General features: G+C 59.4%; 25 protein-coding genes. 14 read left to right on the top strand and 11 right to left on the bottom strand.

Going from position 1 to position 24,973, the window contains the following annotated elements:
- Nucleotides 1–6 precede the first annotated feature (6 nt).
- The 4 genes from ACSV9I_RS21135 to ACSV9I_RS21150 form a co-directional block, all read right to left on the bottom strand.
- Nucleotides 7–1,044: an ABC transporter substrate-binding protein gene (locus ACSV9I_RS21135; RefSeq protein WP_438330715.1), complete on the bottom strand. Its 1,038-nt coding sequence runs from the start codon at nucleotides 1,042–1,044 to the stop codon at nucleotides 7–9.
- A 103-nt stretch (nucleotides 1,045–1,147) separates the two neighbouring features.
- A complete protein-coding gene (locus ACSV9I_RS21140) occupies nucleotides 1,148–1,831 on the bottom strand; it encodes an NnrU family protein (RefSeq protein WP_438330716.1) in 684 nt (227 codons plus the stop codon).
- The gene (locus tag ACSV9I_RS21145) at nucleotides 1,828–2,304 is read right to left on the bottom strand and encodes a hemerythrin domain-containing protein (RefSeq protein WP_438330717.1); all 477 of its coding nucleotides are present in this window, start codon (nucleotides 2,302–2,304) and stop codon (nucleotides 1,828–1,830) included. The genes ACSV9I_RS21140 and ACSV9I_RS21145 overlap by 4 nt, the downstream gene beginning before the upstream one ends.
- A gap of 10 nt (nucleotides 2,305–2,314) precedes the next feature.
- On the bottom strand, nucleotides 2,315–2,470 hold the full coding sequence (locus tag ACSV9I_RS21150) for a hypothetical protein (RefSeq protein WP_171901537.1): 156 nt from the start codon (nucleotides 2,468–2,470) through the stop codon (nucleotides 2,315–2,317).
- Between the two features lie 124 nt (nucleotides 2,471–2,594).
- Between ACSV9I_RS21150 and ACSV9I_RS21155 the strand changes: the two genes are divergently transcribed.
- The 6 genes from ACSV9I_RS21155 (at nucleotide 2,595) to ACSV9I_RS21180 (ending at nucleotide 8,179) form a co-directional block, all read left to right on the top strand.
- Nucleotides 2,595–3,140 carry a cytochrome c oxidase subunit 3 gene (locus ACSV9I_RS21155; protein WP_112241173.1) on the top strand — a complete coding sequence of 182 codons (546 nt, stop codon included), beginning with the start codon at nucleotides 2,595–2,597 and terminating at the stop codon, nucleotides 3,138–3,140.
- Between the two features lie 8 nt (nucleotides 3,141–3,148).
- Complete coding sequence (locus tag ACSV9I_RS21160) at nucleotides 3,149–3,424, top strand: cytochrome C oxidase subunit IV family protein (RefSeq protein ID WP_054149254.1); 276 nt, start codon at nucleotides 3,149–3,151, stop codon at nucleotides 3,422–3,424.
- A 155-nt stretch (nucleotides 3,425–3,579) separates the two neighbouring features.
- Nucleotides 3,580–4,032, top strand: a complete 453-nt coding sequence (locus tag ACSV9I_RS21165; protein WP_185812283.1) for a c-type cytochrome — start codon at nucleotides 3,580–3,582, stop codon at nucleotides 4,030–4,032.
- 27 nt (nucleotides 4,033–4,059) lie between these two features.
- Nucleotides 4,060–5,406, top strand: a complete 1,347-nt coding sequence (locus tag ACSV9I_RS21170) for a cbb3-type cytochrome c oxidase subunit I (RefSeq protein WP_438330718.1) — start codon at nucleotides 4,060–4,062, stop codon at nucleotides 5,404–5,406.
- A gap of 61 nt (nucleotides 5,407–5,467) precedes the next feature.
- Nucleotides 5,468–6,271, top strand: a complete 804-nt coding sequence (locus ACSV9I_RS21175; protein ID WP_110792352.1) for a CbbQ/NirQ/NorQ/GpvN family protein — start codon at nucleotides 5,468–5,470, stop codon at nucleotides 6,269–6,271.
- A 9-nt stretch (nucleotides 6,272–6,280) separates the two neighbouring features.
- Nucleotides 6,281–8,179 carry a nitric oxide reductase activation protein NorD gene (locus ACSV9I_RS21180; protein WP_438330719.1) on the top strand — a complete coding sequence of 633 codons (1,899 nt, stop codon included), beginning with the start codon at nucleotides 6,281–6,283 and terminating at the stop codon, nucleotides 8,177–8,179.
- 72 nt (nucleotides 8,180–8,251) lie between these two features.
- Here ACSV9I_RS21180 and hemN read toward each other — a convergent pair whose 3' ends face one another.
- Nucleotides 8,252–9,604: an oxygen-independent coproporphyrinogen III oxidase gene (gene hemN / locus ACSV9I_RS21185; RefSeq protein WP_438330720.1), complete on the bottom strand. Its 1,353-nt coding sequence runs from the start codon at nucleotides 9,602–9,604 to the stop codon at nucleotides 8,252–8,254.
- 195 nt (nucleotides 9,605–9,799) lie between these two features.
- Here hemN and ACSV9I_RS21190 point away from each other — a divergent pair, with 195 nt between their 5' ends.
- Nucleotides 9,800–10,081 carry a DUF2249 domain-containing protein gene (locus tag ACSV9I_RS21190; protein ID WP_054149260.1) on the top strand — a complete coding sequence of 94 codons (282 nt, stop codon included), beginning with the start codon at nucleotides 9,800–9,802 and terminating at the stop codon, nucleotides 10,079–10,081.
- An 87-nt stretch (nucleotides 10,082–10,168) separates the two neighbouring features.
- Entirely contained in the window at nucleotides 10,169–10,693 is a 525-nt protein-coding gene (locus ACSV9I_RS21195) for a DUF2249 domain-containing protein (protein ID WP_234905995.1), read from the top strand.
- Here ACSV9I_RS21195 and ACSV9I_RS21200 read toward each other — a convergent pair.
- Entirely contained in the window at nucleotides 10,657–11,901 is a 1,245-nt protein-coding gene (locus ACSV9I_RS21200) for an NnrS family protein (RefSeq protein ID WP_438330721.1), read from the bottom strand. The two genes, ACSV9I_RS21195 and ACSV9I_RS21200, sit on opposite strands and share 37 nt — an antisense overlap.
- Before the next feature lie 230 nt (nucleotides 11,902–12,131).
- Here ACSV9I_RS21200 and nirK point away from each other — a divergent pair, with 230 nt between their 5' ends.
- The 4 genes from nirK to ACSV9I_RS21220 all read left to right on the top strand — a co-directional run bounded on the left by nirK (nucleotide 12,132) and on the right by ACSV9I_RS21220 (nucleotide 15,578).
- On the top strand, nucleotides 12,132–13,271 hold the full coding sequence (gene nirK / locus ACSV9I_RS21205; RefSeq protein ID WP_166599139.1) for a copper-containing nitrite reductase: 1,140 nt from the start codon (nucleotides 12,132–12,134) through the stop codon (nucleotides 13,269–13,271).
- Nucleotides 13,272–13,340: 69 nt separating this feature from the next.
- Nucleotides 13,341–14,237, top strand: coding sequence for an SUMF1/EgtB/PvdO family nonheme iron enzyme (locus tag ACSV9I_RS21210; protein ID WP_165222466.1), 897 nt, complete (start codon nucleotides 13,341–13,343; stop codon nucleotides 14,235–14,237).
- 94 nt (nucleotides 14,238–14,331) lie between these two features.
- Entirely contained in the window at nucleotides 14,332–15,033 is a 702-nt protein-coding gene (locus ACSV9I_RS21215; RefSeq protein WP_165222469.1) for a Crp/Fnr family transcriptional regulator, read from the top strand.
- Between the two features lie 104 nt (nucleotides 15,034–15,137).
- Nucleotides 15,138–15,578, top strand: coding sequence for a pseudoazurin (locus ACSV9I_RS21220; protein ID WP_438330722.1), 441 nt, complete (start codon nucleotides 15,138–15,140; stop codon nucleotides 15,576–15,578).
- 387 nt (nucleotides 15,579–15,965) lie between these two features.
- Here ACSV9I_RS21220 and ACSV9I_RS21225 read toward each other — a convergent pair whose 3' ends face one another.
- From ACSV9I_RS21225 to ACSV9I_RS21245, 5 genes are all read right to left on the bottom strand, one after another.
- Nucleotides 15,966–16,601 carry a helix-turn-helix domain-containing protein gene (locus tag ACSV9I_RS21225; RefSeq protein ID WP_215569669.1) on the bottom strand — a complete coding sequence of 212 codons (636 nt, stop codon included), beginning with the start codon at nucleotides 16,599–16,601 and terminating at the stop codon, nucleotides 15,966–15,968.
- A 67-nt stretch (nucleotides 16,602–16,668) separates the two neighbouring features.
- Entirely contained in the window at nucleotides 16,669–17,049 is a 381-nt protein-coding gene (locus ACSV9I_RS21230) for a hypothetical protein (RefSeq protein ID WP_215569618.1), read from the bottom strand.
- 179 nt (nucleotides 17,050–17,228) lie between these two features.
- A complete protein-coding gene (gene fixJ, locus ACSV9I_RS21235; RefSeq protein WP_215569620.1) occupies nucleotides 17,229–17,840 on the bottom strand; it encodes a response regulator FixJ in 612 nt (203 codons plus the stop codon).
- Entirely contained in the window at nucleotides 17,830–19,311 is a 1,482-nt protein-coding gene (locus tag ACSV9I_RS21240) for a PAS domain S-box protein (RefSeq protein ID WP_438330723.1), read from the bottom strand. The genes fixJ and ACSV9I_RS21240 overlap by 11 nt, the downstream gene beginning before the upstream one ends.
- A 334-nt stretch (nucleotides 19,312–19,645) precedes the next feature.
- Entirely contained in the window at nucleotides 19,646–20,578 is a 933-nt protein-coding gene (locus ACSV9I_RS21245; protein ID WP_438330724.1) for a DMT family transporter, read from the bottom strand.
- 273 nt (nucleotides 20,579–20,851) lie between these two features.
- Here ACSV9I_RS21245 and ACSV9I_RS21250 point away from each other — a divergent pair, with 273 nt between their 5' ends.
- Together ACSV9I_RS21250 and nosZ are read left to right on the top strand one after the other, a co-directional pair.
- Nucleotides 20,852–23,008 carry a 4Fe-4S binding protein gene (locus ACSV9I_RS21250; RefSeq protein ID WP_438330725.1) on the top strand — a complete coding sequence of 719 codons (2,157 nt, stop codon included), beginning with the start codon at nucleotides 20,852–20,854 and terminating at the stop codon, nucleotides 23,006–23,008.
- 35 nt (nucleotides 23,009–23,043) lie between these two features.
- A complete protein-coding gene (nosZ, locus tag ACSV9I_RS21255; RefSeq protein ID WP_438330726.1) occupies nucleotides 23,044–24,972 on the top strand; it encodes a TAT-dependent nitrous-oxide reductase in 1,929 nt (642 codons plus the stop codon).
- Nucleotide 24,973 lies beyond the last annotated feature (1 nt).

A 24,973-nucleotide genomic window follows, 5' to 3' on the forward strand; every position in this document is an offset into this window, starting at 1 on the left:
CCAGCCCTATAGATAAAGTGACGCGTCCGGCATGCGACCGCCCACCATCTCGGGATGCCTCTCTGCCACGGCTTTGAGCAGGGTCTCGATCGGTCCGTGCGCATCACGCGCGGCAATGGCGACGAGGTTCGAATAGGGGATCGACGCCTCCAGCACAGGCCATGGGAGTTCAAGTGCCGACGCGGCTTGGCTCGCAGCCGCTGCCGGATTGGCGTTCACTTCGACTGCTGCCCGTGCAAGTCCCGCAAGAAGCGCGGTCGCCTGTTCCGGATGATCGTCCAGGAAGTTTTGCGTCAGGGCGAGACCTGCCTGGGGCATGACCGGCGTACTTGCGGTGACCATACCCCATTCCTTCTGCATGTCGATGACGCGGTGAAGCGCCTGACCACCTGTACTGGCCTTGAAGATGGCGGCAGAGACTGCCGGTTCGGGTAGTAGCGCCGTGTCGATACGCCCTGCGAGCAGCATCTGAACGGCTTCGATTGGCGTGCCGGCCCGCTCTACCTTGACCTTGCCGGTCATTCGATGGTGGGCAAGCGCCGCATCGAAGACAAGTTCCGGCGTGTCATTGGGAAATGGCACGGTTACGCTTTGACCTTCGAGATCGGCGAAAGCCGCGATCTTATCGTTGCGCGATACCATATAGAGAAGGCCATTGGTCATTACGCTGGCCAGTTTCAGGCCAAGACCGCGCGTATGGAGATTTGCCGCCGCCGTTGTCGGCATGACTACGGCTCTCATGGATCCGGACGACAGGCCCGCCCGCATTTCATCGGGCGTGCGCCAGACCCTAAACTCCACCTTACCTGCGACGTTGCGCAGCAGGCCTTTACCAACCGCATAGGCCAGCGTGATCGATGGTCCGGCAGGGGGGCCGAAGAGGACGAGGTGGTCGAGGGAGGAAGAGCGTGCCCGTGTGTTGAGGAAGGGAAGGGCAAGGGCCGCTGCGATGCCAGCGCATAAAGTACGACGGGTTGTTGCATAGCCTGCCGCGTCTGCCTCAATGATATTCGCCTTGCTGACCTGTTTCAGGGTGTTGGGCATCCCGCTCTCCGAAAATTGATTTATCTACTCATGTTATAGCCGTCCGCGCGCGGATGTTTGACGTAGAGCAAGTAGCGTGTGGAATTACCGGCTGGAATCGTTCTCAGATGTCGAGCGCGAGAATCGGGTCTGCGCCAAACAGGGCGGCATGGCCTCCCGCGAGCAGCCAAAGTGTGACAAGCAGCGTCACGGCGAGCCCGGCTACCAGATGTCCATCCAGACGCAGCTTGGCGCGTCCGGAGAGCAGGGCGATCAACGGAAATATGGATGTTGATCTCTCGACTGGTAACCAGTCTTCTCCAATCCTGCGTCTCGCGCGCTTTTCCGCGACAAGGATACCGACAGCAGAAAACAGACCGAGGCCACCGAAGACAAGGAGCGATCTGGTATCACCGTTTGCTGCGAGGTGGCCGAGAGACCAGAGGAAAAATCCCCACAAGACCGGATGGCGGGTGAGAGTTGTAATCGCGCCAGGTGTAGTGCCTGTCATGAAGCTGATAGATGCGGGATTGGGACTGATTAGGCCTGCCGTGACCAGAAAGAGCCCGAGTGGCGACAACACGAGATTGGCGAGGATGCTCCGGGAATCCGGCCGCCAGATCTCTACATACTCGGTGTTCCAGGCGGCATGCAGGACCCATATCAGGAGTGCTACGGATGTTGTCGAATAGACTAGAAGGTAGAGCCGTAATCCAAGCGCTGCGGTTAGCCTTCCCCGGATGGTTGGTAAGGCAGGCACCGAATGCAACAACAAGAAGGCTACAAGCGCAAGAACGATCTGGTTCATTTTGGGAACACCTGCGTTTCGGGTTCCACGTTTAGAAGCTGCTGCAGCAGCATCTGCTCCGTAGTGATATGGCGCCGGACAGCTTCCTGAAAACCGCGAACCATATGGGCCACCGTTTCCAGGCTCAGTCTGCATCGTTTGCGAGCGACAGCGGCCAAAGTGAGAGATAGCTCACGGGCCGCGCGACGGTCGACGCGATGTTCGGACTTGACCTGATCGAGAAGAAGAGAGCCGAAGCAGGAGCCGGCATGCAGCTCGAGGTCGGGGTAGAACTTTTGCTCTTCCAGAGTGTGGGCGGCTGCGACCAACGGTTCGATGTGCTTGGCAACCTTCTGGATACCACGTGGAATCTCACCCGTGTCAAAGTCCGCGGCCAATTCCTCCAGCTTCAAGCAGAGAATGAGAAGATCGCGGTGCTTGTTCTCAAGCGCCCTGACCTCGGAGGCCGTCAGGCTGGATCCAGTCGTTTCCATGGTTTTTCCCTTATTGGCCGATGAACAGGATGACGCCGATCGCAAGCGAAGTCAGAACGGCGGCTAGAGTGCCCCCGCCCTGGAGCACCCCCATGCGTTTCAGCATCAGGGCAAAGCCCACGATGACAGGTGTCGCAACGACAAGGCCGATTTGTGCATCCGTCATTTCAGTCGTTTCCTTCTGTTCAGGAAGCACTCTGCCTTGTCTTTCGTCAGTCTTCTTTGCGCTCCCACAAAGAGCGCTTCGGATTTTTCTTTAGAATCGATCCCGACCAACGGGAGATCTGACCATGGCTATGCAAACGAGCCTCCAGGACGAGGCAAAGGACGACCACCTGCTGCTCTGGATACTGGTGTGGAGCGAGCTGATCGCTTTCGGCATCCTGATCCTTGGCTTCCTCGTCGTGTCGACCTTTGATGCCCAGGCCTTCGAACTGGCGCGTCTGCATTTAAGGCCGGGGATCGCCGGCGCGAACACGCTTATCCTGCTGGTCAGTGGGTACTTTGTCGCCGTGGCGATGCGAAGTCGGCTTGATCTTGAGGCGGTGAAACGGCCGTTGACGATTGCAGCCCTGCTCGGCTTCTGCTTCGTGGCGGTCAAGCTCTTCGAATACTGGGGTGAGGTTCGCTACGCTCAGGATGCAACGCTCGACACCTTCTTCGAGCTCTATTTCATCATTACCGGCTTCCATCTGCTGCATGTCTTTTTCGGCGCTATTGCTCTTCTTCTTGTCGCCTGGCGCCCGGCACGGGAAAACCTGGTCCTGATCGCCACACTCTGGCATGTGATCGACCTCGTCTGGTTGGTCATCTTTCCCATTCTCTATCTTGCGTGAGGCTTCTCATGACCCGCAGACAGCACGAGGATTTGGTGGGTGTGCTCGCCATGCTGATGACCTTCGCAATTGGTGGCGCGATTGTTACGGCGCTCGCCGGTCCAACGATCGTACCGATTGCCGCCGTTCTTGCGATTGCCTTTGCCAAGGGACGGCTTGTGGTGCTCGACTTCCTCGAACTCAGGGGCGGACATCATCCCATGCGGATTGCGCTCATATGCTGGTTGAGCATCATTCTGATCGCCGCCCTGTCTCGGTCGCTGGTGGTCCTTCTTTTGGGCTGAACATTCGCGTCGTTGCTTGCCAAAGCGCAAAGAACAACTCCGATCACTCTCTATGAAAAGAACATCCCGCAGAGCCGGCGAGGGGATCGCCGAAGCCTTCGAGGCGGGGAAACCAGGTCGGGCCTTTCAAGCCTGGCAGACGGAAGGACAAGGGCATGGCAGAGCGCCTGACCAAGACCGGAGCGCGCAACGTCTTCTATGGCGGCTCCATATTCTTTTTTGCGATCTTCGTGGGGCTCACCGCCCACAGCCATTACTACATCCGCACTACTTCAACAGATGAAGCGACGCTGACCGACAGCGTCGCGCGCGGCAAGCATATCTGGGAAAAGAACGCCTGTATCAACTGCCACTCGATCTTGGGTGAAGGCGCCTACTTCGCGCCCGAACTCGGCAATGTCTGGACCCGCTGGGGTGGCCAGGACGATCGCGACGGTGCACGCGAGACGCTTCGCTCTTGGATGGCGGCACAGCCCTCTGGTGTCGAAGGTCGCCGCCAGATGCCGCAATTCAATCTGACCGACGAAGAGATCAACGATCTCGCAGACTTCCTCGAATGGACCAGCAAAATCAAGACGCAGAACTGGCCGCCGAACGAGGCTGGCTGAGCCCTTCGTGACCCAAGGAGACACAAAATGAAATATCAAAGCCAGAAGGTCGCGATGCTGTATTTTTACGGTGCGCTCGGCCTCTTTATCGCCCAAGTCCTGTTCGGGGTCGTCGCGGGTACGATCTACGTGCTGCCCAATACGCTCTCCGAGCTACTCCCCTTCAACATCGTGCGCATGATCCACACCAACGCCCTGATCGTCTGGTTGCTGATGGGCTTCATGGGCGCCACCTATTATCTGCTGCCGGAAGAGGCGGAGACGGAGCTCTACAGCCCAAAGCTGGCCATCGTGCAGTTCTGGATCTTCCTCATTGCCGCCGCCGCCGCTGTCGTCGGTTACCTCTTGGGCATTCATGAGGGCCGCGAGTTCCTCGAACAACCCTTCATCATCAAGGTCGGAATCGTCATCGTCGCCCTGATGTTGCTGTTCAACGTCACCATGACGTCGCTGAAGGGCCGCAAGACCGTCGTCACCAACATCCTGATTTTTGGGCTGTGGGGTGTGGCGATCTTCTTCCTCTTCGCCTTCTACAACCCAACGAATCTGGCACTCGACAAGATGTACTGGTGGTATGTCGTCCACCTCTGGGTCGAAGGCGTATGGGAGCTGATCATGGCCTCGGTGCTCGCCTTCCTGATGATCAAGCTCAACGGCATCGATCGCGAAGTGGTCGAGAAGTGGCTCTATGTCATCATCGGGCTGGCGCTGTTCTCCGGCATTCTCGGCACGGGCCATCACTACTATTGGATCGGCGCGCCAGGCTACTGGCAGTGGATTGGGTCGCTCTTCTCGACCCTTGAAGTCGCACCCTTCTTCACCATGGTCATCTTCACCTTCGTGATGACCTGGAAGGCCGGTCGCAAGCATCCGAACAAGGCAGCTCTTCTGTGGTCGATCGGCTGCTCGGTCATGGCCTTCTTCGGTGCCGGCGTCTGGGGCTTCCTACACACACTGTCCTCGATCAACTACTACACCCACGGCACGCAGGTGACGGCAGCCCACGGACACCTCGCGTTCTTCGGCGCCTACGTCATGCTCAACCTTGCGATCATGGCCTATGCCATCCCGGAAATGCGCGGCCGCCAACCCTATAACCAGTGGCTGTCGATCGCGAGCTTCTGGATGATGTGCACGGCGATGTCGGTGATGACCTTTGCGCTCACCTTTGCCGGTGTCCTGCAGGTGCATCTTCAGCGCGTGCTCGGCGAAAGCTACATGGCTGTCCAGGACCAGTTGGCGCTGTTCTACTGGGTGCGCCTCGGCTCCGGCGCCGTCGTGCTGGTCTCGGCCCTGATGTTCGTCTGGGCCGTGTTGATGCCGGGCAAGGAAAAAGAGCCTGCCTTCGGCGGCTATGTCGAGCCTGCCGAGTGAAATAGCGGCCCCGCTGTTTCAAAAAGCGGCGGGGCTCTCCCCAATTTTGAGGATCAGCACCATGAATCTCATCGCCCGCAACATTCAGCCTGAAATCCCGGCCTATTCTCCAGCCGGCAACGAATGCGCCCTGTTCGAAACAGCCTGGACACGGCAACTGCCGCTGCTCCTCAAAGGTCCGACGGGCTGCGGCAAGACCCGTTTCGTCAGCCATATGGCACAGAAGCTCGATCTGCCGCTGACCACCGTCTCGTGCCACGACGATCTGGCCGCTGCCGATCTCACCGGCCGCTTCCTGCTCAAGGGCGGAGAGACGGTCTGGGTCGACGGACCGCTGACCCGGGCGGTCCGGGACGGTGGCGTCTGCTATCTCGACGAGGTGGTCGAGGCGCGCAAGGATGTCGCCGTGGTCCTCCATCCGCTCACCGACGACCGGCGTATCCTGCCTCTGGAACGCACCGGCGAAGAACTCGCGGCGCCGCCGGCCTTCATGCTGGTCGTGTCCTACAATCCCGGCTACCAGAGCCTGCTCAAGGCGCTGAAGCCCTCGACCCGCCAGCGTTTCGTCGCCATTGAATTCGACTTCCTGCCCAAGGCGCGGGAAATCGAGGTTGTCTCGGCCGAAAGCGGATTGCCCGCTGTCACGGTCGAGCCCCTCGTTGAACTCGCCAGACGGCTGCGCGCACTGAAAGGTCATGACCTGGAGGAAGGCGTCTCGACGCGCCTCCTCGTCTATTGCGCCAGCCTGATCGATGCCGGTCTGTCTCCGCGTGACGCCGTTCGCGCCGCCATGATCGAGCCGCTGACCGACGAACCCGACGTGCGCACTGCCCTTCTCGAACTGGCAAAGGCGGTCATCCGCTAGGAGAATGTCATGCTGGACTTTCTGGAGCTCGAGGAAACGGTCGGGCGCGCCTGGCACAGGCTCGCTGGCGATACCCGCACTTGGCCGCGTTACCCAAACGCTGCCGTCATGCTGGAAGAGGTGCTTCCGGTGCTTTCCGTCTGCTTCCGTGGCTTCGGTGGGGAAAAGACGGTGCAACTGGTCCCCGCACGGGGCAAGACCTCGCAACACCGGCTGAAGCTGCGCCAGCGCATGGGGCTCGGCGAGGAAAAGCTCATCCACCCGGCGCGGGACGAAGCAAGCGTGATGTTGCCCCCAGTCTTGGATCTCATGCCGGAGCAGGCGCTCAACCGCGATCTCTATATCTGGCTGGCGGCTGCCATGGCCGTCATGCCGCTTCAGCCAATCACCGAAATCGATCCGCTTAAGGCAGATCTCGCCATGCTGGAGGCGGCGTCGGTGCTTGAAGAGCGGGTGTTGAAGGCTTTTCCCGGTCTCATTGATTGTTATCGCCGGCTTTGCAGCGCCCTCTTGTCGGAGCGCCGGCGTGGCTCTCTGCCAAGGGTCGAGGGGTTGCTGGAGGATCGTATCATCGATCTCCTGCGCCGTGGTGTCGGGCTTGCCCCGCTTTCGGCGGGGGATGATATGCCGGGGAGGGCGCCTCCAGGCTATCTGCCGATGTTGCCCGTGCCGCTTTGGCCGCAAGCCGTCGTCCGGGAAGAATGGGCTGATCGCCAGTACACGGACCAGCCGGTCGGCGCCAGTCAGGCGGATGCACAAGCCGCTGGCCGCTATGTCGCGACGCGCGAAAAGGATTCTGCCGCCAAGGGCGAGCGCAGCCCCTTCATCCTCAACCGCTTCGAAAAGATCCTCGCCATGGCCGAAATGGCCAATGTCGATCGTCCCGCCGATGACAGCGACGATCACGATGCGTCGGCTGCCGATGAACTCGACGAGATGGTGCTTGGCGAACGCAAGGGCCGACCTGCAGCTAAATTTCGGTTCGACCTCGACCTGCCGCCGGAAGTGCTCATCCATTCCGCGATTGAGGCGGAACTCACCTATCCCGAATGGGACTACAGGCGTGGGGTCTATCTCAAGAACCACTGCCGGGTCATTGCAGGTCCGGCGTCTGACGAAGGCCCTTCGCCTATCCTGTCGGCAGAGATGAAAGCGCTGGTTCGTCGTGTGCGGCGGCAGTTCGAGGCGATGCGCCCGCGCCATGAGGTGCTGCGTGCACAGGTCGACGGTGCCGATCTCGATCTCGACGCCGTGGTTCGTAGCCGCACTGAACATGCCGCGAGCGGTGAATGCTCCGACCGCATCCACCTCGCAAGCCGGCCCCAGGCCCATGATCTCGCAGTGACCCTGCTGGTCGACGTCTCATTGTCGACTGACGCCTGGTTCAACGACCGCCGGGTTCTTGATGTCGAAAAGGAGGCCCTTTTGGTGTTGACCGAGGGGCTTGCTGCCTGTGGCGACATGCATTCAATCCTAAGCTTCACGTCGAGACGGCGGGATTGGGTGCGTGTCGAGACGATCAAGGACTTTGACGAGCCGATGAGTGCGATAGTGCGCCATCGCATCGCCGCGCTGAAACCCGGTTACTATACCCGCATGGGGGCAGCACTCCGTCACGCGACGGCCAAGCTTGCTGAGCGCCCCAATCGCAAGCACTTGCTGCTTGTCCTGACCGATGGCAAGCCGAACGATGTCGATCACTATGAGGGACGTTTTGCGCTTGAAGACACGCGTCGGGCCGTGAGCGAAGCAAGGCGACGTGGCATCCATGTCTTCGGCGTCACCGTCGATCAGGATGCCAAAACCTATGTGCCCGCCGTCTTCGGCCATCACGGCTATGCCGTCGTGCCCGATATCCGGCGCCTGCCGGCAGCCCTGCCGCAGATCTACCGCGCGCTCGTTCGCTGATCCGCGATCGCGCAAAGGGAAAGCCCGGACCGAGCAGTCGGACCGGGCTTTCTCGTCTATCGCCGTTTTGTCTCAGGCCGCGGTGGCGTGTGTTCTGCCCGCTTCTCCCAGATAGGCGTCAAAGCAGGACGCTACCGTTCTGACCAGGAACCTGTGCTGTGTGTCCACGCTCAGCACATCGCCACGCCAGGTCACAATGCCTTCGTCCGACAAGGTCTTGAGCAGCAGATTGGCTTTTCCAAAGCTCCCCTCGGGAAGTTCAAAGCCATCTGGCTTGGCTGTAAAATCCACCTGAAAGTCACACATCAACCGTTCGATGATCCAGGCGCGGACGCGGTCCTCCTGTGTGAGGCGGTAGCCTTTCGATGTGGCAAAGTTCCCGGAAGAAATGAGGCTGGCATATCGTCCGATGGCGACATCGTTTTGCGCATAGCCTTCGGCAAGACGTCCGATCGCCGACGAGCCGAACCCGATCAGCGTCGACGCAGTGTCGGTCGTATATCCCTGGAAGTTGCGATGCAGCGCCCGGTGATCGGCGGCAATCGAAAGCTGATCCTCAGGAAGCGCAAAATGGTCGAGACCGATCCGTCGGTATCCGGCTTCGCACAGCGTCGCCGCGATGGCTTCCGCCTGGGCGTGTCGATCATGTGCGTCGCCGAGCGCTGCCGTGTCGATCAGGCGTTGGTGCTTCTTGAAGGCCGGGACATGGGCGTAACCGAAGACGGCAAAGCGTTCAGGGCGCATAGCAGCAGCCATGCGCGCAGTTTCAATTGCAGAGTCTACGGTTTGATGGGGCAAGCCATAGATCAGGTCGAAGTTGACGCTTCTGGCTCCAGCCCTGCGCAGGTTCGACAGGGCCGTTGCCGTCTGCTCTGCCGACTGTATGCGATTGATCGCTTTCTGCACCTTGGGGTCGAAACTCTGCACGCCAAGGCTCGCACGGGTCATTCCCGCTTCTCCGAGTGCTTCTGACATTTCGGGGCTAAGCGTTCTCGGATCGATTTCCACCGCCAGTTCGGTCGCGCCGCCAATACCAAAGGCCGCTGTGAGCGTGGTAGTCAGATCGAGGAACTCCTCCGGCGTCATGATCGTGGGTGTGCCGCCGCCGAAGTGAATGTCGCTGACATCCTGTCGCCGCCCGATGGCTTTTGCTACCAGCCTGATTTCCTGTTTCAGCACGGTCAGATAGTCGAGGATCGGTGCGTCCTTCTGGGTGATCGTGGTGTGGCAGCCGCAATACCAGCACATGGATCGACAGAAGGGCACGTGAAGGTAAAGCGACACCGGTTCGCTTTTGGGGATGTTCGCCAGCCAATCACGATAGGTGCCTGCTCCAATACTGGGCGAGAAGCGGGGCGCCGTCGGATAACTTGTGTAACGGGGCAGGCGGCTTTCGCCATAACGGCGGATAATCTCTGTGTTCATTGTATCGCTCCGGTTCGGTGCCCTAACGATAGTGCCAGGTGCCATCGCTTCGTTGTCGAAAGGCAAACAGGAACACTGCTTTCCTGGTTTTGCTTGTTACAGCACAACGAAGCCTAGGCGCCGGTGCTTCAGTATCCTGCGGTGCAGCTTACGCCGCATGCGACTCCCGCAACTTGCATTGAAGAAAGCCAGCGAATGACTGTTGTTGAAGATCATATTCTCAAGCTCGACGTGCGCGAGATTCCGCGCGTGGAAAGGCATCCCCGTATATTCGGAATGTTGAATTCACTGCTTCCGGATTACCAGTTGATCCTGACCGTCGATCATGATCCGGTTCCGCTCTACTACCATCTCGAGATGCATTATGATGGGATGTTCGGGTGGGAATACCTTTCCCGTGGTCCGGAGATATGGGAAGTCCGCATTCGCCGGAAGAAGCACGAAGGCTGCAACTGCAACTGCGGTGGTGGTCATTGAACTGCATGGGAGCGATCGGGCGATAGCGGTCGCTCCCATGCCGGTTCATCGTGATCAGACAGGTGAAGTTGAAAATTGGGAGGTCAAGTGTCGACAACAGCCAGTTTCAAAGAACTCGACGTCCGGCCCATCCTTCGTGACGGAGGTGAGCCATTTCCCGCAATCATGGATGCAGTTCAGTCGTTAAAGCCAGGGGAAGGCTTGCGTCTGCTTGCGACCTTTCGCCCAGTGCCGCTGTTAAGCGTCATGGCGCGCCGTGGTTATTCGGCCGAGCTCAAGGAGTTGGATGGCGGCGAGTGGGAGGTTCTGTTTATCCCGGCTGCCGAGGCATCGCCAACGGTCCTCGTATCGTTGGGTGCCGAAGAAGCCGCTGCTTGGCCCGATCCGTTGTGGAGGATCGATCTCACTGAACAGGAGCCACCGGCTCCTATGGAGAAAGTTCTCTCGCTTATCGAGCTTATGGAGCCGGGCGAAGTGCTTTTCGCCGTGTTTTCAGAAGAGTCGCGCTTTCTTGGCGCCGAGTTGGAAAAACGCGGTCACCAATGGGTGGGCAATCTCGATGCGTCAAAGCGTGCCTATCGCATGTTGATCCGAGTTGGCGGTGAGGCCTGACGACCTTGTTGCCGCTGAACGTGGCACAGGAGAACTGCATTGTCGCTTAGAAAGCATACAAGGGCGGCAATCCAGAAAAGGCCAGACGTTGCGATAAGTGCCCCATAGTATCCCGGAACGATGTCGGCTGCGGTGCGGCCGCTTGCTGCGAGCAGCAAGAGTGGGACGGACAGCCGTTGACACCAAGAGAACTTTTCATCTCGACCCGTATGAAGCCGGATCGAACGATTCATGATCGCAATCATCATTCCGGTGACGGCTCCGATAGCAAGAAGATGCATTGCAGCGAGCGGGCCGAGTATATCGAGCGCGGTTGCCGCAATTCCCAGCAGGCCGAGAGGGATGAAGCCGTAGCAGACCTGCATCGCTGCGATCATGGACGATCGTAGGATGATTGGCCTGAACCATCTACTTGCGCGGACGAAGTGCGAGCCGGCTGCCACAAGTGCCAAGATTGCCGTGAGTGGGCCGGCCAGCTCAAAGGTCCAGGCCGTCGCAGCAATGAGAGTGGCAATAAGGACGAAACGATCGATCACGCGATTTCCGGGGGCGAGGCGTGGCCTGCCTGCCTGGGCAAGCCAGTTGTTTGTAAAGCTCGGGATGAGCTTGCTCGCGGTCGCCGTGATCAACAGGACATAGACTGAAAGGCCTGCCCGCGCCCAGGCCCCCACATCCCCTCCTGTCATGGCAACGATGTGGAATCCGGCATTGATCAGGGCGAGAGACGTGAGGCAAAGGATTGGCTTCGCATCCGCGACCCTCCTCGCAACCCATACTTCCCTCACGCAGAAATACGCGAAGAGTGGAAGGAAGATCCAATCGATCAGGAGTGTGATCAGGGCAGCTGTGTCTGCGACCATCAGCATGGAGATGCGGCCGGCAATCCAGGTGAGGACGAGGCAACCAAGCGGCTTGCCTGACAGTGGAAAGCGTCCGGTCCAGTTTGGAACTGTTGTCATCAAGTATCCGACCAGAACTGCCGGCATGAAGCCGAACAAAAGTTCATGCGCGTGCCAGACGGATGGACCATAGACTTCCGCCACCTGGAGCCAGCCGTTCATCGCGCAAATCCAGATTGTGACCGTCGCGATGGCCCACAGAGACGCCCCTAGATAGAAGGGCCGAAACCCATAGGACAGCAGGGCGAGACCGTCGCGTTGGAGGCCTCGCGGGATCCCGCGACTGGTCGATTGTTCCTTATGGCCCATGGAAGCGGTTCTCAAAAAATTTTCGATTGATCCTGCCTGAGAGATCTTCAGGCAAAGTAATTGATCTCGATCAAAGGGCTGCAGTAAATCTATTATTTGGTCGGCGGCTGAATGACGCACTGATTACTCAGCAGCTCATTGTTCCAAGTCAAATAGAACGGCGTGTCATGAAGTAAAACAATGTCAACAGTTAGAGCGAAACGCTCGCTGCCGGACAAGGAGAAAAGATCATGACCCAGTGCCTGAATTTGACCAGAAGAACAATGCTTGCGGGGGCTGTCTTTGCAAGCGCGCTTGTGCCCGTTCTGACCGGGACAGTGGCACGCGCCGAAGGCGGCGACATCAAGACCAACGCCGCAGCCGTTGCCGCAGACATCGCTAAGCTGGAGCGAGTGAAGGTCGATCTTATCGCACCTCCCTTCGTCCATGCGCATGCTCAGAAGGCCGAAGGCGGGCCGAAGGTAGTCGAGTTCACGCTCACCATTGAGGAAAAGAAGATCGTCATTGATGACGCTGGCACCGAAGTGCATGCCATGACTTTCAACGGTTCGGTCCCCGGTCCCATGATGGTCGTTCATGAAGGCGACTATGTTGAGCTGACGCTGATCAACCCCGACACCAACACGCTGCAACACAATATCGACTTCCATTCGGCAACCGGTGCGCTTGGCGGCGGTGCGCTGACTCTGGTCAATCCGGGCGAAACGGCGGTCCTGCGTTTCAAGGCCACCAAGGCAGGCGTCTTCGTCTACCATTGTGCACCTCCCGGCATGGTGCCGTGGCACGTCACCTCGGGCATGAATGGCGCGATCATGGTCCTGCCGCGTGAAGGTCTGAAAGACCACAAGGGCAATGATCTGCCTTATGACAAGGTATATTATGTAGGCGAGCAGGACTTTTATGTCCCCAAGGATGCCGACGGCAATTACAAGAAATACGAGAGTGCCGGCGACGCCTATTCGGATGTGCTCGAAGTGATGAACACGCTGACCCCGAGCCACATCGTCTTCAATGGCGCGGTCGGAGCGCTGACAGGCGACAATGCGATGACGGCTGAAGTCGGTGACCGGGTCTTGATCCTGCATTCGCAGGCCAATCGTGACACCCGTCCGCACCTGATCGGCGGCCATGGTGATTATGTGTGGGCGACCGGCAAGTTTGCCAACCCGCCAGAGCTCGACCAGGAAACCTGGTTCATCCCTGGTGGTGCTGCCGGCGCGGCCTACTACACCTTCCAGCAGCCGGGCATCTACGCCTATGTGAACCACAACTTGATCGAAGCCTTCGAAAAGGGTGCCGCCGCCCACTTCAAGGTCACCGGCGACTGGAACGACGATCTGATGACCGCCGTGGTGAAGCCGGAAAGCTGACCCTCGTGAACGCACGGGGTGCTTGTTGAGCACCCCGTGAACTTCCTCTCTAACTCGTTGGAAATCGCCATGCCCGGCGCCGTTCTCACCCCCAGGCCGTCCAATTCTATAGGCTCAGTGCTACTGCCACTTCTGCTCATCAGTGCTCTGTCCACCGCAGTCGTGTTCCAGTCAGGCATCGTCCGGCTGAATGGCGGCGCCGAACTGTCGCCGCCTCCAACCATCTCGGTGGCACCAGGCAGTTTCGTCTATCGTCAGCCTGGCGAATTCTACCGCGCTGGATACGCCGTCGATGGGCCGAAGGCTGACCTTTCCATGACGTCGCCCGTCACCATTATGAAGTATCAGGTCAGCACCCAGGACTACGATGCCTGCGTTGCCGACAGTGCGTGCCCGGCCCGGGAGTCGACCACCCCATCGCGCCCTGACATGCCGGCAACCGGCGTGAGCCATGACGATGCGACACTTTATGCCCGGTGGTTTTCGGAAAAGAGCGGGGGGATCTGGCGCCTGCCGAGTGACGTTGAGTTGGCCTTTGCCGCTGGTGAAAAGTTTCCGGATGACGCCCTTGGTATAGATCCGGACAATAGGAACCCGGCCTTGCGCTGGCTTGCCGACTACGAGCGCGAGGCGGCACGCAAGCGATCCAAAGATCCGGAGCCGCTTCCCTATGGAAGCTTCGGCGAAAGCGAGCATGGCCTTGCCGATTTTGCCGGCAATGTCTGGGAATGGACGACGACCTGCAATCGACGTGTCGATCTCGTCAAGGAAGGGCAGCCAGTCACTACCGAAGCCTGCGGCGTCTACATAGCCGCCGGAAAACACAGATCGCCGTTGAGCTCGTTCATACGCGACCCCAAAAGCGGTGGCTGTTCTGTCGGAGTTCCCCCTGATCATGTCGGCTTCCGACTAGTCGAAGATCGTCGCTGGTACGCTCCTTTACTCTTTTCGATCGGTGCCTTGTGAGGTAGGTTGCCCCTCGATTTGGACACTCGCCACAGCCACTATTGGGTATTCGGGGCCCTGAGAGTGCGCGTTGTTGGCGGGAGAGGGATTTGTTTTGAAACTTGATCGAACGATCATCAAGTCTCTGTCATTATTCGACAAGATGACCGATGACGAGTTGGACGCGCTGCTTGTTCCAGCGCAGACCCGGCGGCTGCCGATCGGGGAGTCCGTATTTGAACAGGGACAGCCCGCCTCATATTTCTTCTTACTCCTGCATGGTCGCCTCAAGGTCACCCAGGTGACGAGCGCCGGTCAACAGATCATCGTGCGTGTCGTTCATCCCGGCGACCTGTTTGGGTTCGCTAAGGCTCTGCAACGACACGACTATCCAGGCACTGCACTTGCCGCTGCTGAAAGCATCGTTCTGTCCTGGCCAACAGAGTTGTGGCCGAAATTCGTAGAGCGAAATCCAAGACTTGCCGTCAGTGCAATGGAGACGATCGGACAGAGGCTAGAGGAAGCGCATGTCCGCATTCGCGAAATGTCCACGCAAGAAGTCGAGAAGAGAGTTGCGCATACCGTGTTGAGGTTGGCGCAAAAGGCTGGTCGCTCGGAGGCTGCGGGAATACGGATCGATTTCCCGATCTCAAGGCAGGACATTGCCGAGATGACCGGAACGACAATTCATACGGTGTCGCGCATTTTTAGTTCATGGGAGAGCAAGGGCCTGATCGAAGGCGGTCGGCAGAAACTCCTGGTGCGCGATATGGCTGAACTTGCGTCGCTGGCGGATTCTCTTCCGGAGCGTCGATAATCAGGTTAAGCGTTGCCGTACTTGATATTGCGCAAAGAAGGCTTGTTCATCCTGGCCTATCACTTCTCCAACGGAACGAGGTGTTCCTGTCCAAGGAGATGAAAATGAAACTGCGTAGTGTAACAATGGCAGCCGTTCTTTTGCTTTCGGCCCCGGCGCTCTCGATCGCTGCCGATTTCGAAGTCAAGATGCTGAACAAGGGTGCAGATGGTGCCATGGTGTTCGAGCCTGCGGGCCTGAAGATTGCCCCCGGTGATACCGTCACCTTCATCCCCACCGACAAGGGCCACAATGCCGAAACCATCAAGGGCATGATCCCGGATGGTGCTGCGGAGTTCAAGGGCAAGATGAACGAGACGATCAAGGTTACCTTCGAGGTTCCCGGTGTCTACGGTGTGAAATGCGCGCCTCATGTCGGCATGGGTATGGTCGCTGCCATCCTCGTTGGGGACGCCCCTGCCGCCAATCTCGACGCCTTCAACGCCGCCAAGCTTCCGAAGAAGGCCCGCGAGCGCATCGACGCTGCTGTCGCCGCAGCGAAGTAAACCGGAAGATTGTTGCAGAATGGAAAATGCCGCCCGGGAGGCCCTGGGCGGCATTTTTTGACTGAACCAGCCTCTATGTGGATCGCGCTTCCGCGCGTTCCGGCAGGCAGAGACCTTCCATGTCGCCTGGGGGGGCGGTGTCGCCTCGGTCACGACGAGCGTCGTGTCGCAAGCGGAGATGAGTGATCTGGTGATCCGTGCGGAGACCGAGCGACGACCGTTTCTCAGGGCCCGGCTTCGGTCCGCTGTTTCGCATATGCCGACGCAGTTTTGCCGGAAAGACTATAGAGCACTTCCGGCGAAAACGGATGCGCCTTCAATGCTCTATCTCTTTGTTTTCACGCAATTTTGGACGCAAAACCGCTTCGCACTTTTGCTGGACTTGCTCTAGTTGCTCAGCATCCGAAGCTTTTCGGGTTTCACGATCTCGATGCTGCGGGCATTGCGCAGCCTGACGATCCCCATATCGCGGAGTTTCGAGATCGTGCGCGAAACGGTTTCGATGGTCAGCCCGAGGTAGTCGCCGATGTCGATACGGCTCATGGGCAGGTCGATCACATCCGCGCCGCCCTCGCGATCGGCGAGGTCCACCAGGAAAACGGCAATCTTCTCGAGCGAACTCTGCCGGCCAACGACCAGCAGGTGCTCCTGGGCGCGAACCATGGCTTTCAAGGCGACGCCGACCAGGCGGTCGTTGAGCTGGCCGCCGGCGTCGCGTTCGATGGAGATCAGACCGGTGTTCACCATGGCCTCGGCATAGAAGCTGTGGGTGTCGTTGATCTCGAAGCCAAAGGTCTCACCGACGAGGTGAAAGGCGACGATCTGACGGCGGCCATCGGCCAGGAGGCGGTAAATGCGCACCGCCCCATATTCGATCTGGTAGAGGGAACGCGTGCGTTCGCCCTGGGCGTAGATCACACAATCCGGCGTATGAAAGGTCACGGGCCTGATATGCGCCTGGCTCCGCGCACGCGGCGGGGCGGAGATACGCGAATTGAGTGTGATCGAAGCGGCGGTCTGCATCGGCATGTCCCCTCTGGTTGAAGAGATCATGTTGGATCGGGGGCTTTGCCGCTATTGAGTTCTTCCACTACGGGTTCTTACGTAGGGCCGATACGGCATTGGCAATATCCGGCCCCTTGAGGGGTTTGGACAGCACACAAATGTCGTCCGGGTTGAAGCCCTCGTAGTCTCTGTCGTCCTCGGCGAGCACGACGACTTTTACGCCGCGGCTGGCCAGGCTGAGGCCGGCCGTCAGATCGGCGGGCGGGAGGCAGGTGTCGAGAATGACGCATTGCGCATGACTGATCGCCTCGGTCGCCATCGTCCAGTCGTTGAACTGCTCCACTGTCTGGCCGTGCGTGTTGAGAGCAAAGCTGATCGACCGCAGCAAGGCCGGGTCTTTGACAACAGCAACAATGGCAGACAGCGTGGACAATGGGATCTCAGAAGCTCGGTCGTAGTCTTTCACCAAGCTTCGTGATCGCATATTGGCAGACGCACGACCTTGTCATGGATCAAGCGTAAGTCGGATTACGCGAGAAATCGGCGGGAGAATTTCCGGTGAAAAGCCGACCACCTGAAATTATATATCTATTTGTTTTTCCGCAGTCCGGATGCAAAACCGCTAAGAGAACTTTGCTGGACAGGCTAGATGCTGACGGTCAGCGACATGCGCACCAGTTCCGGCAGGCTGCGTGCTTTCATCTTCATCATCACATTGGCGCGATGGACTTCGACGGTTCGCGGGCTGATGTCGAGATTGAAAGCGATGGCTTTGTTCGGCTGCCCGGCCACGACGGCTGCCAGGATCTGCCGTTCCCGTTCGCTGAGGCTACCAATGCGTGAGCGGAGATCGTCCACGCTCACCGTGCCCGCAGATGAATCCGCCAGTTTTTCGGCCGCCCGTCGCACCGCTTCAATGATCACGGCCTCTTCGAACGGCTTCTCGATGAAGTCCACGGCGCCGGCTTTCATCGCTTCGACGGCCATCGGGATATCGCCATGCCCTGTTACGATGATCGAGGGTATCGGTGGCGAGATGCTCGATATCTTGCGCACCAGGTCCAGGCCACTCATGTCGGGCATGCGCATGTCCGTGACCAGGACTGCGTTGCGAAGGCTCTGGGCAATCTCCGAAAAGGCGGTTGCGGTCGGATGAAGCCTCACGCCGAAACCGTTCACCGTCAGCATGAACCCCAGCGATTTGCGAAGTGCCTCTTCGTCATCAACGATGTGGACGGTAAAATCGTCAGGCTGCATTCTGGCCCTCGTCGTGCTGCAAAAGGGTAAAACTGAAACAGGCGCCGCCAAGTTCACTTTTGGACACGGTCATCTCTCCGCCATGGGCTTCGACGATCCGCCTGGAGATCGACAAGCCGATCCCCATTCCTCCTGCCTTGGTGGTGGTGAATGGCTTGAAGATATCCTGAGCGACTTCAGGAGATATCCCGGGACCGGAATCCTCAACTCTCACCGTCACCAGTTCCATCTTGTCCGAGCGGACGCTGACGCGGATTTCCTTGTTTTCCGTGTGCTTCATCGCCTCGATCGCGTTGCGCATAAGGTTGGTCAGCACCTGCTGGATCTGGATGCGGTCGACGAAGACCTGATCATTGTCGGAGGTGAAATCGAACACGGTGCGCACGCCCTTTTCCCGTGAGCCGACAAGCGCGAGCGCTCCGGCCTCTTCCACGAGTTGGCGCAGGCTCTCCGCGCGCTTTTCCGTCTCGCCTTTGGTGACGAACTCGCGCAGATGTCGAATGATCTGCCCGGCGCGGATGCTCTGCTCTCCCGCTTCCAGCAAGGCGTCGCGAACCTGGATATCGCGATCGTCAACCGCGTTCTGCAACAAACGCGCACAGCCATGCACATAGTTGGCGATCGCCGACAATGGCTGGTTCAACTCGTGTGCCAGCGTCGATGCCATCTCTCCCATTTCGTTCAATCGGCCGAGCCTTGCGAGTTCGGTCTGGATCTCCTGCAGGCGCGCCGCAGATTCTTCTCGCTCCGTGAGGTCGCGGACAAACCCGGTGAAGAACCGTTTTCCGCCGCGTTTGATCTCGCCGACGGCAAGCTTCATCGGAAAGGTCGAACCGTCCTTGCGCTGGCCGACCACGACCCGGTCGACACCAATAATCCTCTTTTCGCCCGTTTCCATGTAGCGGCGCATGTAGCCGTCATGCTCCAGGCGGTAGGGCTGAGGCATGAGCAGTTTCAGGTTCTGACCGATCGCTTCGTCTTCCGAATAGCCAAACTGACGGACCGCTGCGGAGTTGAACGAAATGATGATCCCGTTCTCGTCGCTGACGATGGTAGCATCGAGCACGGTGTCGAGGATCGACCCAAGCCGCGCCTCGCGGTCGTCCAGTGCTTCTTTCAGTTCCGACTGCGTGTCTCGATTTTCATCTGATCGCCAGGCAAGCCAGACAATAAGCGCGGCTAAGACGGCAAGCGCGCCTGTTTCGAAGCGTGCTGTTTCGGGGAGAGGAAACTGACCGGAAAAGAGCCAACCGGTGAGGCCTAAGATGGCTGCGAGCAGGGCCGGGCCCGCCCCGCCAATCAGAGCTGTGGCGACGACCGAAATCGCCAGAAACAGGGAGAGCGTTTCCGAAGCGGCGTCGCCCATGGCAAAACGTGCGCCACCGATGGCCGCTACCGTTCCGACAACCGCGACGACATAGCCCCGCGCGTTGGGGAGCGATCGGGTGTTCCTCTTTTGCGAGTTTACCATAGCGACCGTGATTTCTAGTTCACTTTACCGAAGCGATTTTGCGCGGGCCGTCATCCGCACCGGTTGCGAACGATTCGCCATTCGTGAGCGGCAACCTAGCCCCTGCCTCCGGTTGATAGAAGTCAAAAAGTGATCCTCATCAGTATTCTCCACCTCCCTTTGCCATGCTGTCCGGTTCGGCAGAGTTGAACGCAGGGGGGGTAACGGGCCTCCTGCATGGACCAGTCAGGATAGTCTTCGCATTGCTGCGCGTCACTTCGATGACATCGTGCTGCGGTGCAAGGTGTGCTCGGTCATCGTTCCGCTGGCGCGGGTAAACAACGTGTCTGCAAGCTCATGGGGTCTTGCTCTTTGAGGGCGAGGCCCGCCGCTTTGCTTCGAGCGCCGCAACGGCGGCCCCCGATAGGACGAGCGGCAGGGCGAGGAGGAAGGGATGCGTCAGCGGCTGACCGAACAGGACGAGATCGGCCAAGATCGGCCACAGGATCGCCAGATATTCGAACGGGGCGAGGCGCGAGGCTTCCGTGTAGCGGAAGGCCAGCGTCATGCAGATATGTGCGAAGCCTCCGAAAATGCCGGCGCCGACGAGACACAGCAATTGGGATAGGCTCGGGACGGCCCAGCCGAAGGGGAGCGTCGCGATGCCGCCGATCATGGATGCCACGACGAAATAGAATGCGATAGCGCCTGGACTTTCCGTCCGGCTGAGGCTGCGCACCATAATCAGAGCGAATGCCGTGAGCAGCCCCATCAGGAGACCGAAGCCGAAGCCGGCTAGACGAGTGTCGTCGACCGTTGTTTGACCAAGTTCCGGCCAGACGAGTGCCAACACGCCGAGAGTGCCCAAGATGACTCCTGCGACCCGCCAGACCGTTGCCCGTTCCGAAAGGATGAGGACGCCTGCAATTGCCGTGAAAACGGGAGAGAGGTAACCCAGCAAGGTTGCCTCCGCGAGTGACAGGCGGGCAATCGAGGCGAAGGACGCAAACATGGCTGCCGCGCCGAGTGCTGATCGCAGCAGGTGATCGAGCGGACGCCTTGTCGCGAGTCCGCCTGGAAACTCTCCTCGTATCCAGAGGAAGCAGACGAGGGGTGCGAGCGCGAATGTCGACCGGAAGAATACGATCTGGCCCACGGGCACATCTGCAGAAACCGCTTTGACGAAAACAGCCATCGCCGCAAAGAGCGCGCCGGAGAGTATGCGCAGGATGATGCCGAGGGCAGGGCGGTCCAGGTGCTGCGGCTTCGCGCTGCTCTCATTCTTCATTTGTCACCGCCACCGACTGTCAAAACGCGAGATGGGATCCGGATCTGCCGGTCGCCGAGGCGTGCAATGTCATTGTTTGCCGGGTAAGTCGAGAGGTTGACCCGCAGTCTGCGGGCCGTCGACAACCGTCGACCGTTGTCGGATCGCGCAACTGATATGCCGCCTTCCAGTCGCCTGCAATCATTCAAGAATTGCTTCAGTGCTTGATCTGGCGCAACGATCCTTAACTCGGAAGACGCCAATGGTCCTGCAACGATTTGCGGGAAATCTGGGATGAAACTCTTCCGTCTGGTTCTTTTGCTCTGTGCCTCTCTCTGCCTGGCTTACTCGGCTAGCGCGGCGTCGGTGCTGCAAAAGTATCTGCCGGCGGCCAAGGTCTCCGATCTCGTGCCGGGGGCAGACGGCTTCGGTCCCATCCGCGCAGATCTGCCGGTCGCGCCCGTACTGAAGGGCGGCGAGACTGTGGGCTGGATCTTCCTCACCTCGGATTTCGTCGGCACGACCGGCTATTCCGGCAAACCCATCCACACCCTGGTGGCCGTTGGTCTCGACGCCAAGATTATCGGCGTGCAGCTGGTGAAGCATTCCGAGCCGATCGTCCTGATCGGTATTCCCGAAGCCAAGGTCAAGGCGCTGGTGTCGGGCTATGCAGGACTGGACCTCGCCGCCGAGGCGAAATCCGGCGGTACGTCCCACGATGTGGATATCATCTCCGGTGCGACGGTCACCGTGATGGTGATCGACGATTCGATCGTGCGCTCCGGCCTGAAGGTGGCGCGGGCGCTCGGGCTTGGTGGCCTGACGCCGGAGAGCGACCAGGCCGGCCCACGCTTCACGGTCAATGTCGATGCGTCTGCGCCGGTCGATTGGACCGAGGCGGAGGGAGACGGGACGATCCGCCGGCTGTCGCTGGACGTGGCGCAGGTCAATGCCGCATTCGCCGAACATGCCGATGTGCGTGCCCGCGAGCGTGCCCTGACGGAGCCGCCTGAAACCACCTTCATCGACATGCATGCGGCGCTGGTCTCGGTGCCTGCCATCGGCAAGGCTCTCCTTGGCCCGGCCGAGGAGGCCAATCTAAAGAGCTGGTTGAAGGAGGGCGAAAGCGCCATCGCCATCGTTGGCAGGGGGCTCTACTCGTTCAAAGGCTCCGGCTATGTGCGCGGCGGCATCTTCGATCGCATCGTGCTGATCCAGGATGACGTTTCGGTGCGCTTTCGCGACCGCGATCATCGCCGCCTGGGCGGGATCGCACTGCCTGGAGCGCCCGAATTCTCTGAGATGGACCTCTTTCGCATTCCTGCGAATGTCGGCTTCGATCCGAGCAAGCCGTTCCGTATCCAGCTTCTGGCGCATCGCGAGGTCGGGCCGATCGAGAAGGTTTTTCATACCTTCGAGCTTGGCTATCAGCTGCCGCAGACGTATCTGAAGGCCGTCGTCGCCCCTCCCGTCGAGGTCAAGGCCGTTGCCGAGCAGGACGAGGGCTCCGCCCAGGCGGATCTTTGGAAGCGTATCTGGCGCGACAAGACGCTGGAGATCACGGTGCTCGGTGCCACGCTCTTCGTGCTGACGGCGGTCTTCTTCTTCCAGACCTATGCCGTCAGAAACGCCCGCGCCTTCTACATCTTCCGGATCCTGTTCCTGACGGTGACACTGGTTTTCCTCGGCTGGTATGCCAATGCCCAGCTCTCCGTGGTCAACCTGATGGCCCTGTTCGGTAGTCTCGTCACCGGTTTCAGTTGGCAGGCTTTCCTGCTCGATCCACTGACCTTCATCCTCTGGTTCTCGGTGGCGGCGGCACTTCTGTTCTGGGGGCGCGGCGCCTATTGCGGCTGGCTTTGTCCCTTCGGCGCGCTGCAGGAACTGACCAACCAGATCGCCCGCAAGCTGCATATCCCGCAATGGACCCTACCCTGGGGACTGCATGAGCGCCTGTGGCCGCTCAAGTACATGATCTTCCTCGGTCTGTTCGGCGTCTCGCTGATGAGTGTGGAGCAGGCCGAGCACCTGGCCGAGATCGAACCCTTCAAGACGGCGATCATCCTGAAGTTCATCCGTGCCTGGCCGTTCGTGGCCTATGCCGGCGCCCTTCTCGTTGCCGGCCTGTTCGTCGAGCGTTTCTACTGCCGCTATCTCTGCCCGCTGGGTGCCGCACTCGCGATCCCGGCCCGCATGCGCATGTTTGACTGGCTGAAGCGCTACCACGAATGCGGAAATCCCTGCCAGACCTGCTCCAACCAGTGTCCGGTGCAGGCCATCCACAAGACCGGCGAAATCAATCCGAACGAGTGCATCAACTGCCTCCACTGCCAGGTGCTCTACCAGTCCGAAACCGTCTGCCCCGTGGTGATCAAGAAGATGAAGTCGCGGGCTAAGCTAGCGGCAAGCCCGGGCGGGGCACCGATCAACCAATCCGCAGCCAAAGTCTAACTGAAGCCAAATCTAACCGAAGGAGGACATCGACGATGAAAACCAAAGAAACCAAGGGCCTGAGCCGGCGAGAGCTGTTCAGCGCCACGGCCGGCAGTGCCGTTTTGGCCGGAAGCATGGGAGCCGGCGCACTGGGCCTCGGAGCCGCCGTCATGGCGACACCGGCGCTCGCGGCCGCGGAAGGCGATGGCTCTGTCGCGCCCGGCAAACTCGATGACTATTACGGCTTCTGGTCCTCCGGCCAGACCGGTGAAATGCGCATTCTTGGCATTCCCTCGATGCGCGAGCTGATGCGCGTTCCGGTGTTCAACCGTTGCTCGGCCACCGGCTGGGGCCAGACCAACGAATCGATCCGCATCCATCAGCGGACGATGTCCGAGAAGACCAAGAAGCAGCTCGCCGCCAACGGCAAGAAGATCCATGACAATGGCGATCTTCACCACGTCCACATGTCCTTCACCGAGGGCAAATATGACGGCCGCTTCCTGTTCATGAACGACAAGGCCAACACCCGCGTCGCCCGCGTTCGCTGCGACGTCATGAAGACCGATGCCATTCTGGAAATCCCGAATGCCAAGGGCATCCATGGCATGCGTCCGCAGAAATGGCCGAAGACCAACTACGTCTTCTGCAACGGCGAAGACGAAGCGCCGCTCGTCAATGATGGCTCGACGATGACGGATGTCTCCACCTATGTGAACATCTTCACGGCCGTCGATGCCGAAAAGTGGGATGTCGCCTGGCAGGTCAAGGTGTCGGGCAATCTCGACAATTGCGACGCCGACTACGAAGGCAAATGGGCCTTCTCCACCAGCTACAACTCCGAAATGGGGATGACCCTCGAAGAGATGACCAAGTCTGAAATGGACCATGTCGTCATCTTCAACCTCGCCGAAATCGAAAAGGCGATCGCCGCCGGGCAATTCGAGGAGGTCAATGGCGTCAAGGTGCTCGACGGTCGCAAGGAAGCCAAGTCACTGTTCACCCGCTACATCCCGATCGCCAACAATCCGCATGGCTGCAACATGGCCCCGGACAAGAAGCACTTGTGCATTGGCGGCAAGCTTTCGCCGACCGTCACCGTGCTTGACGTGACCAAGTTCGATGCCCTGTTTTACGACAACGCCGAACCGCGCAGTGCTGTCGTTGCCGAACCGGAACTTGGCCTCGGCCCGTTGCACACCGCCTTCGACGGCCGCGGCAATGCCTATACCTCGCTCTTCCTCGACAGCCAGGTTGCCAAGTGGAACATCGAGGACGCCATCAAGGCCTATGCTGGCGAGAAGATCAATCCGATCAAGGACAAGATCGACGTCCAGTATCAGCCGGGCCACCTGAAGACGGTCATGGGCGAAACGCTGGATGCTTCGAGCGACTGGCTGGTCTGCCTGTGCAAGTTCTCCAAGGACCGTTTCCTCAATGTCGGCCCGCTGAAGCCGGAAAACGACCAGCTGATCGACATCTCCGGCGACAAGATGAAGCTCGTGCATGACGGCCCGAATTTTGCCGAGCCGCATGACGCGATCGCGGTTGCTCCGTCGATCCTGCCGAATATCCGCTCGACCTGGGATCGCAAGGATCCGCTCTGGGCAGAGACGCGAAAGCAGGCCGAAGCCGATGGCGTCAATATCGATGAATGGACGGATGCGGTGATCCGCGACGGCAACAAGGTCCGCGTCTATCTGACCTCCGTCGCTCCGGCTTTCAGCCAGGAGAGCTTCACGGTCAAGGAAGGCGACGAAGTCACCGTCATCGTCACCAATCTCGATGAGATCGACGATCTGACGCATGGCTTCACCATGGGCAATCATGGTGTGGCGATGGAGATCGGACCGCAGCAGACAAGCTCTGTCACCTTCGTCGCGGCCAATCCGGGCGTCTACTGGTATTATTGCCAGTGGTTCTGCCATGCCCTGCACATGGAAATGCGCGGACGCATGTTCGTCGAACCGAAGGGCGCCTGAT

Source organism: Rhizobium sp. G187, from assembly GCF_051549525.1.
GTDB lineage: Bacteria > Pseudomonadota > Alphaproteobacteria > Rhizobiales > Rhizobiaceae > Allorhizobium.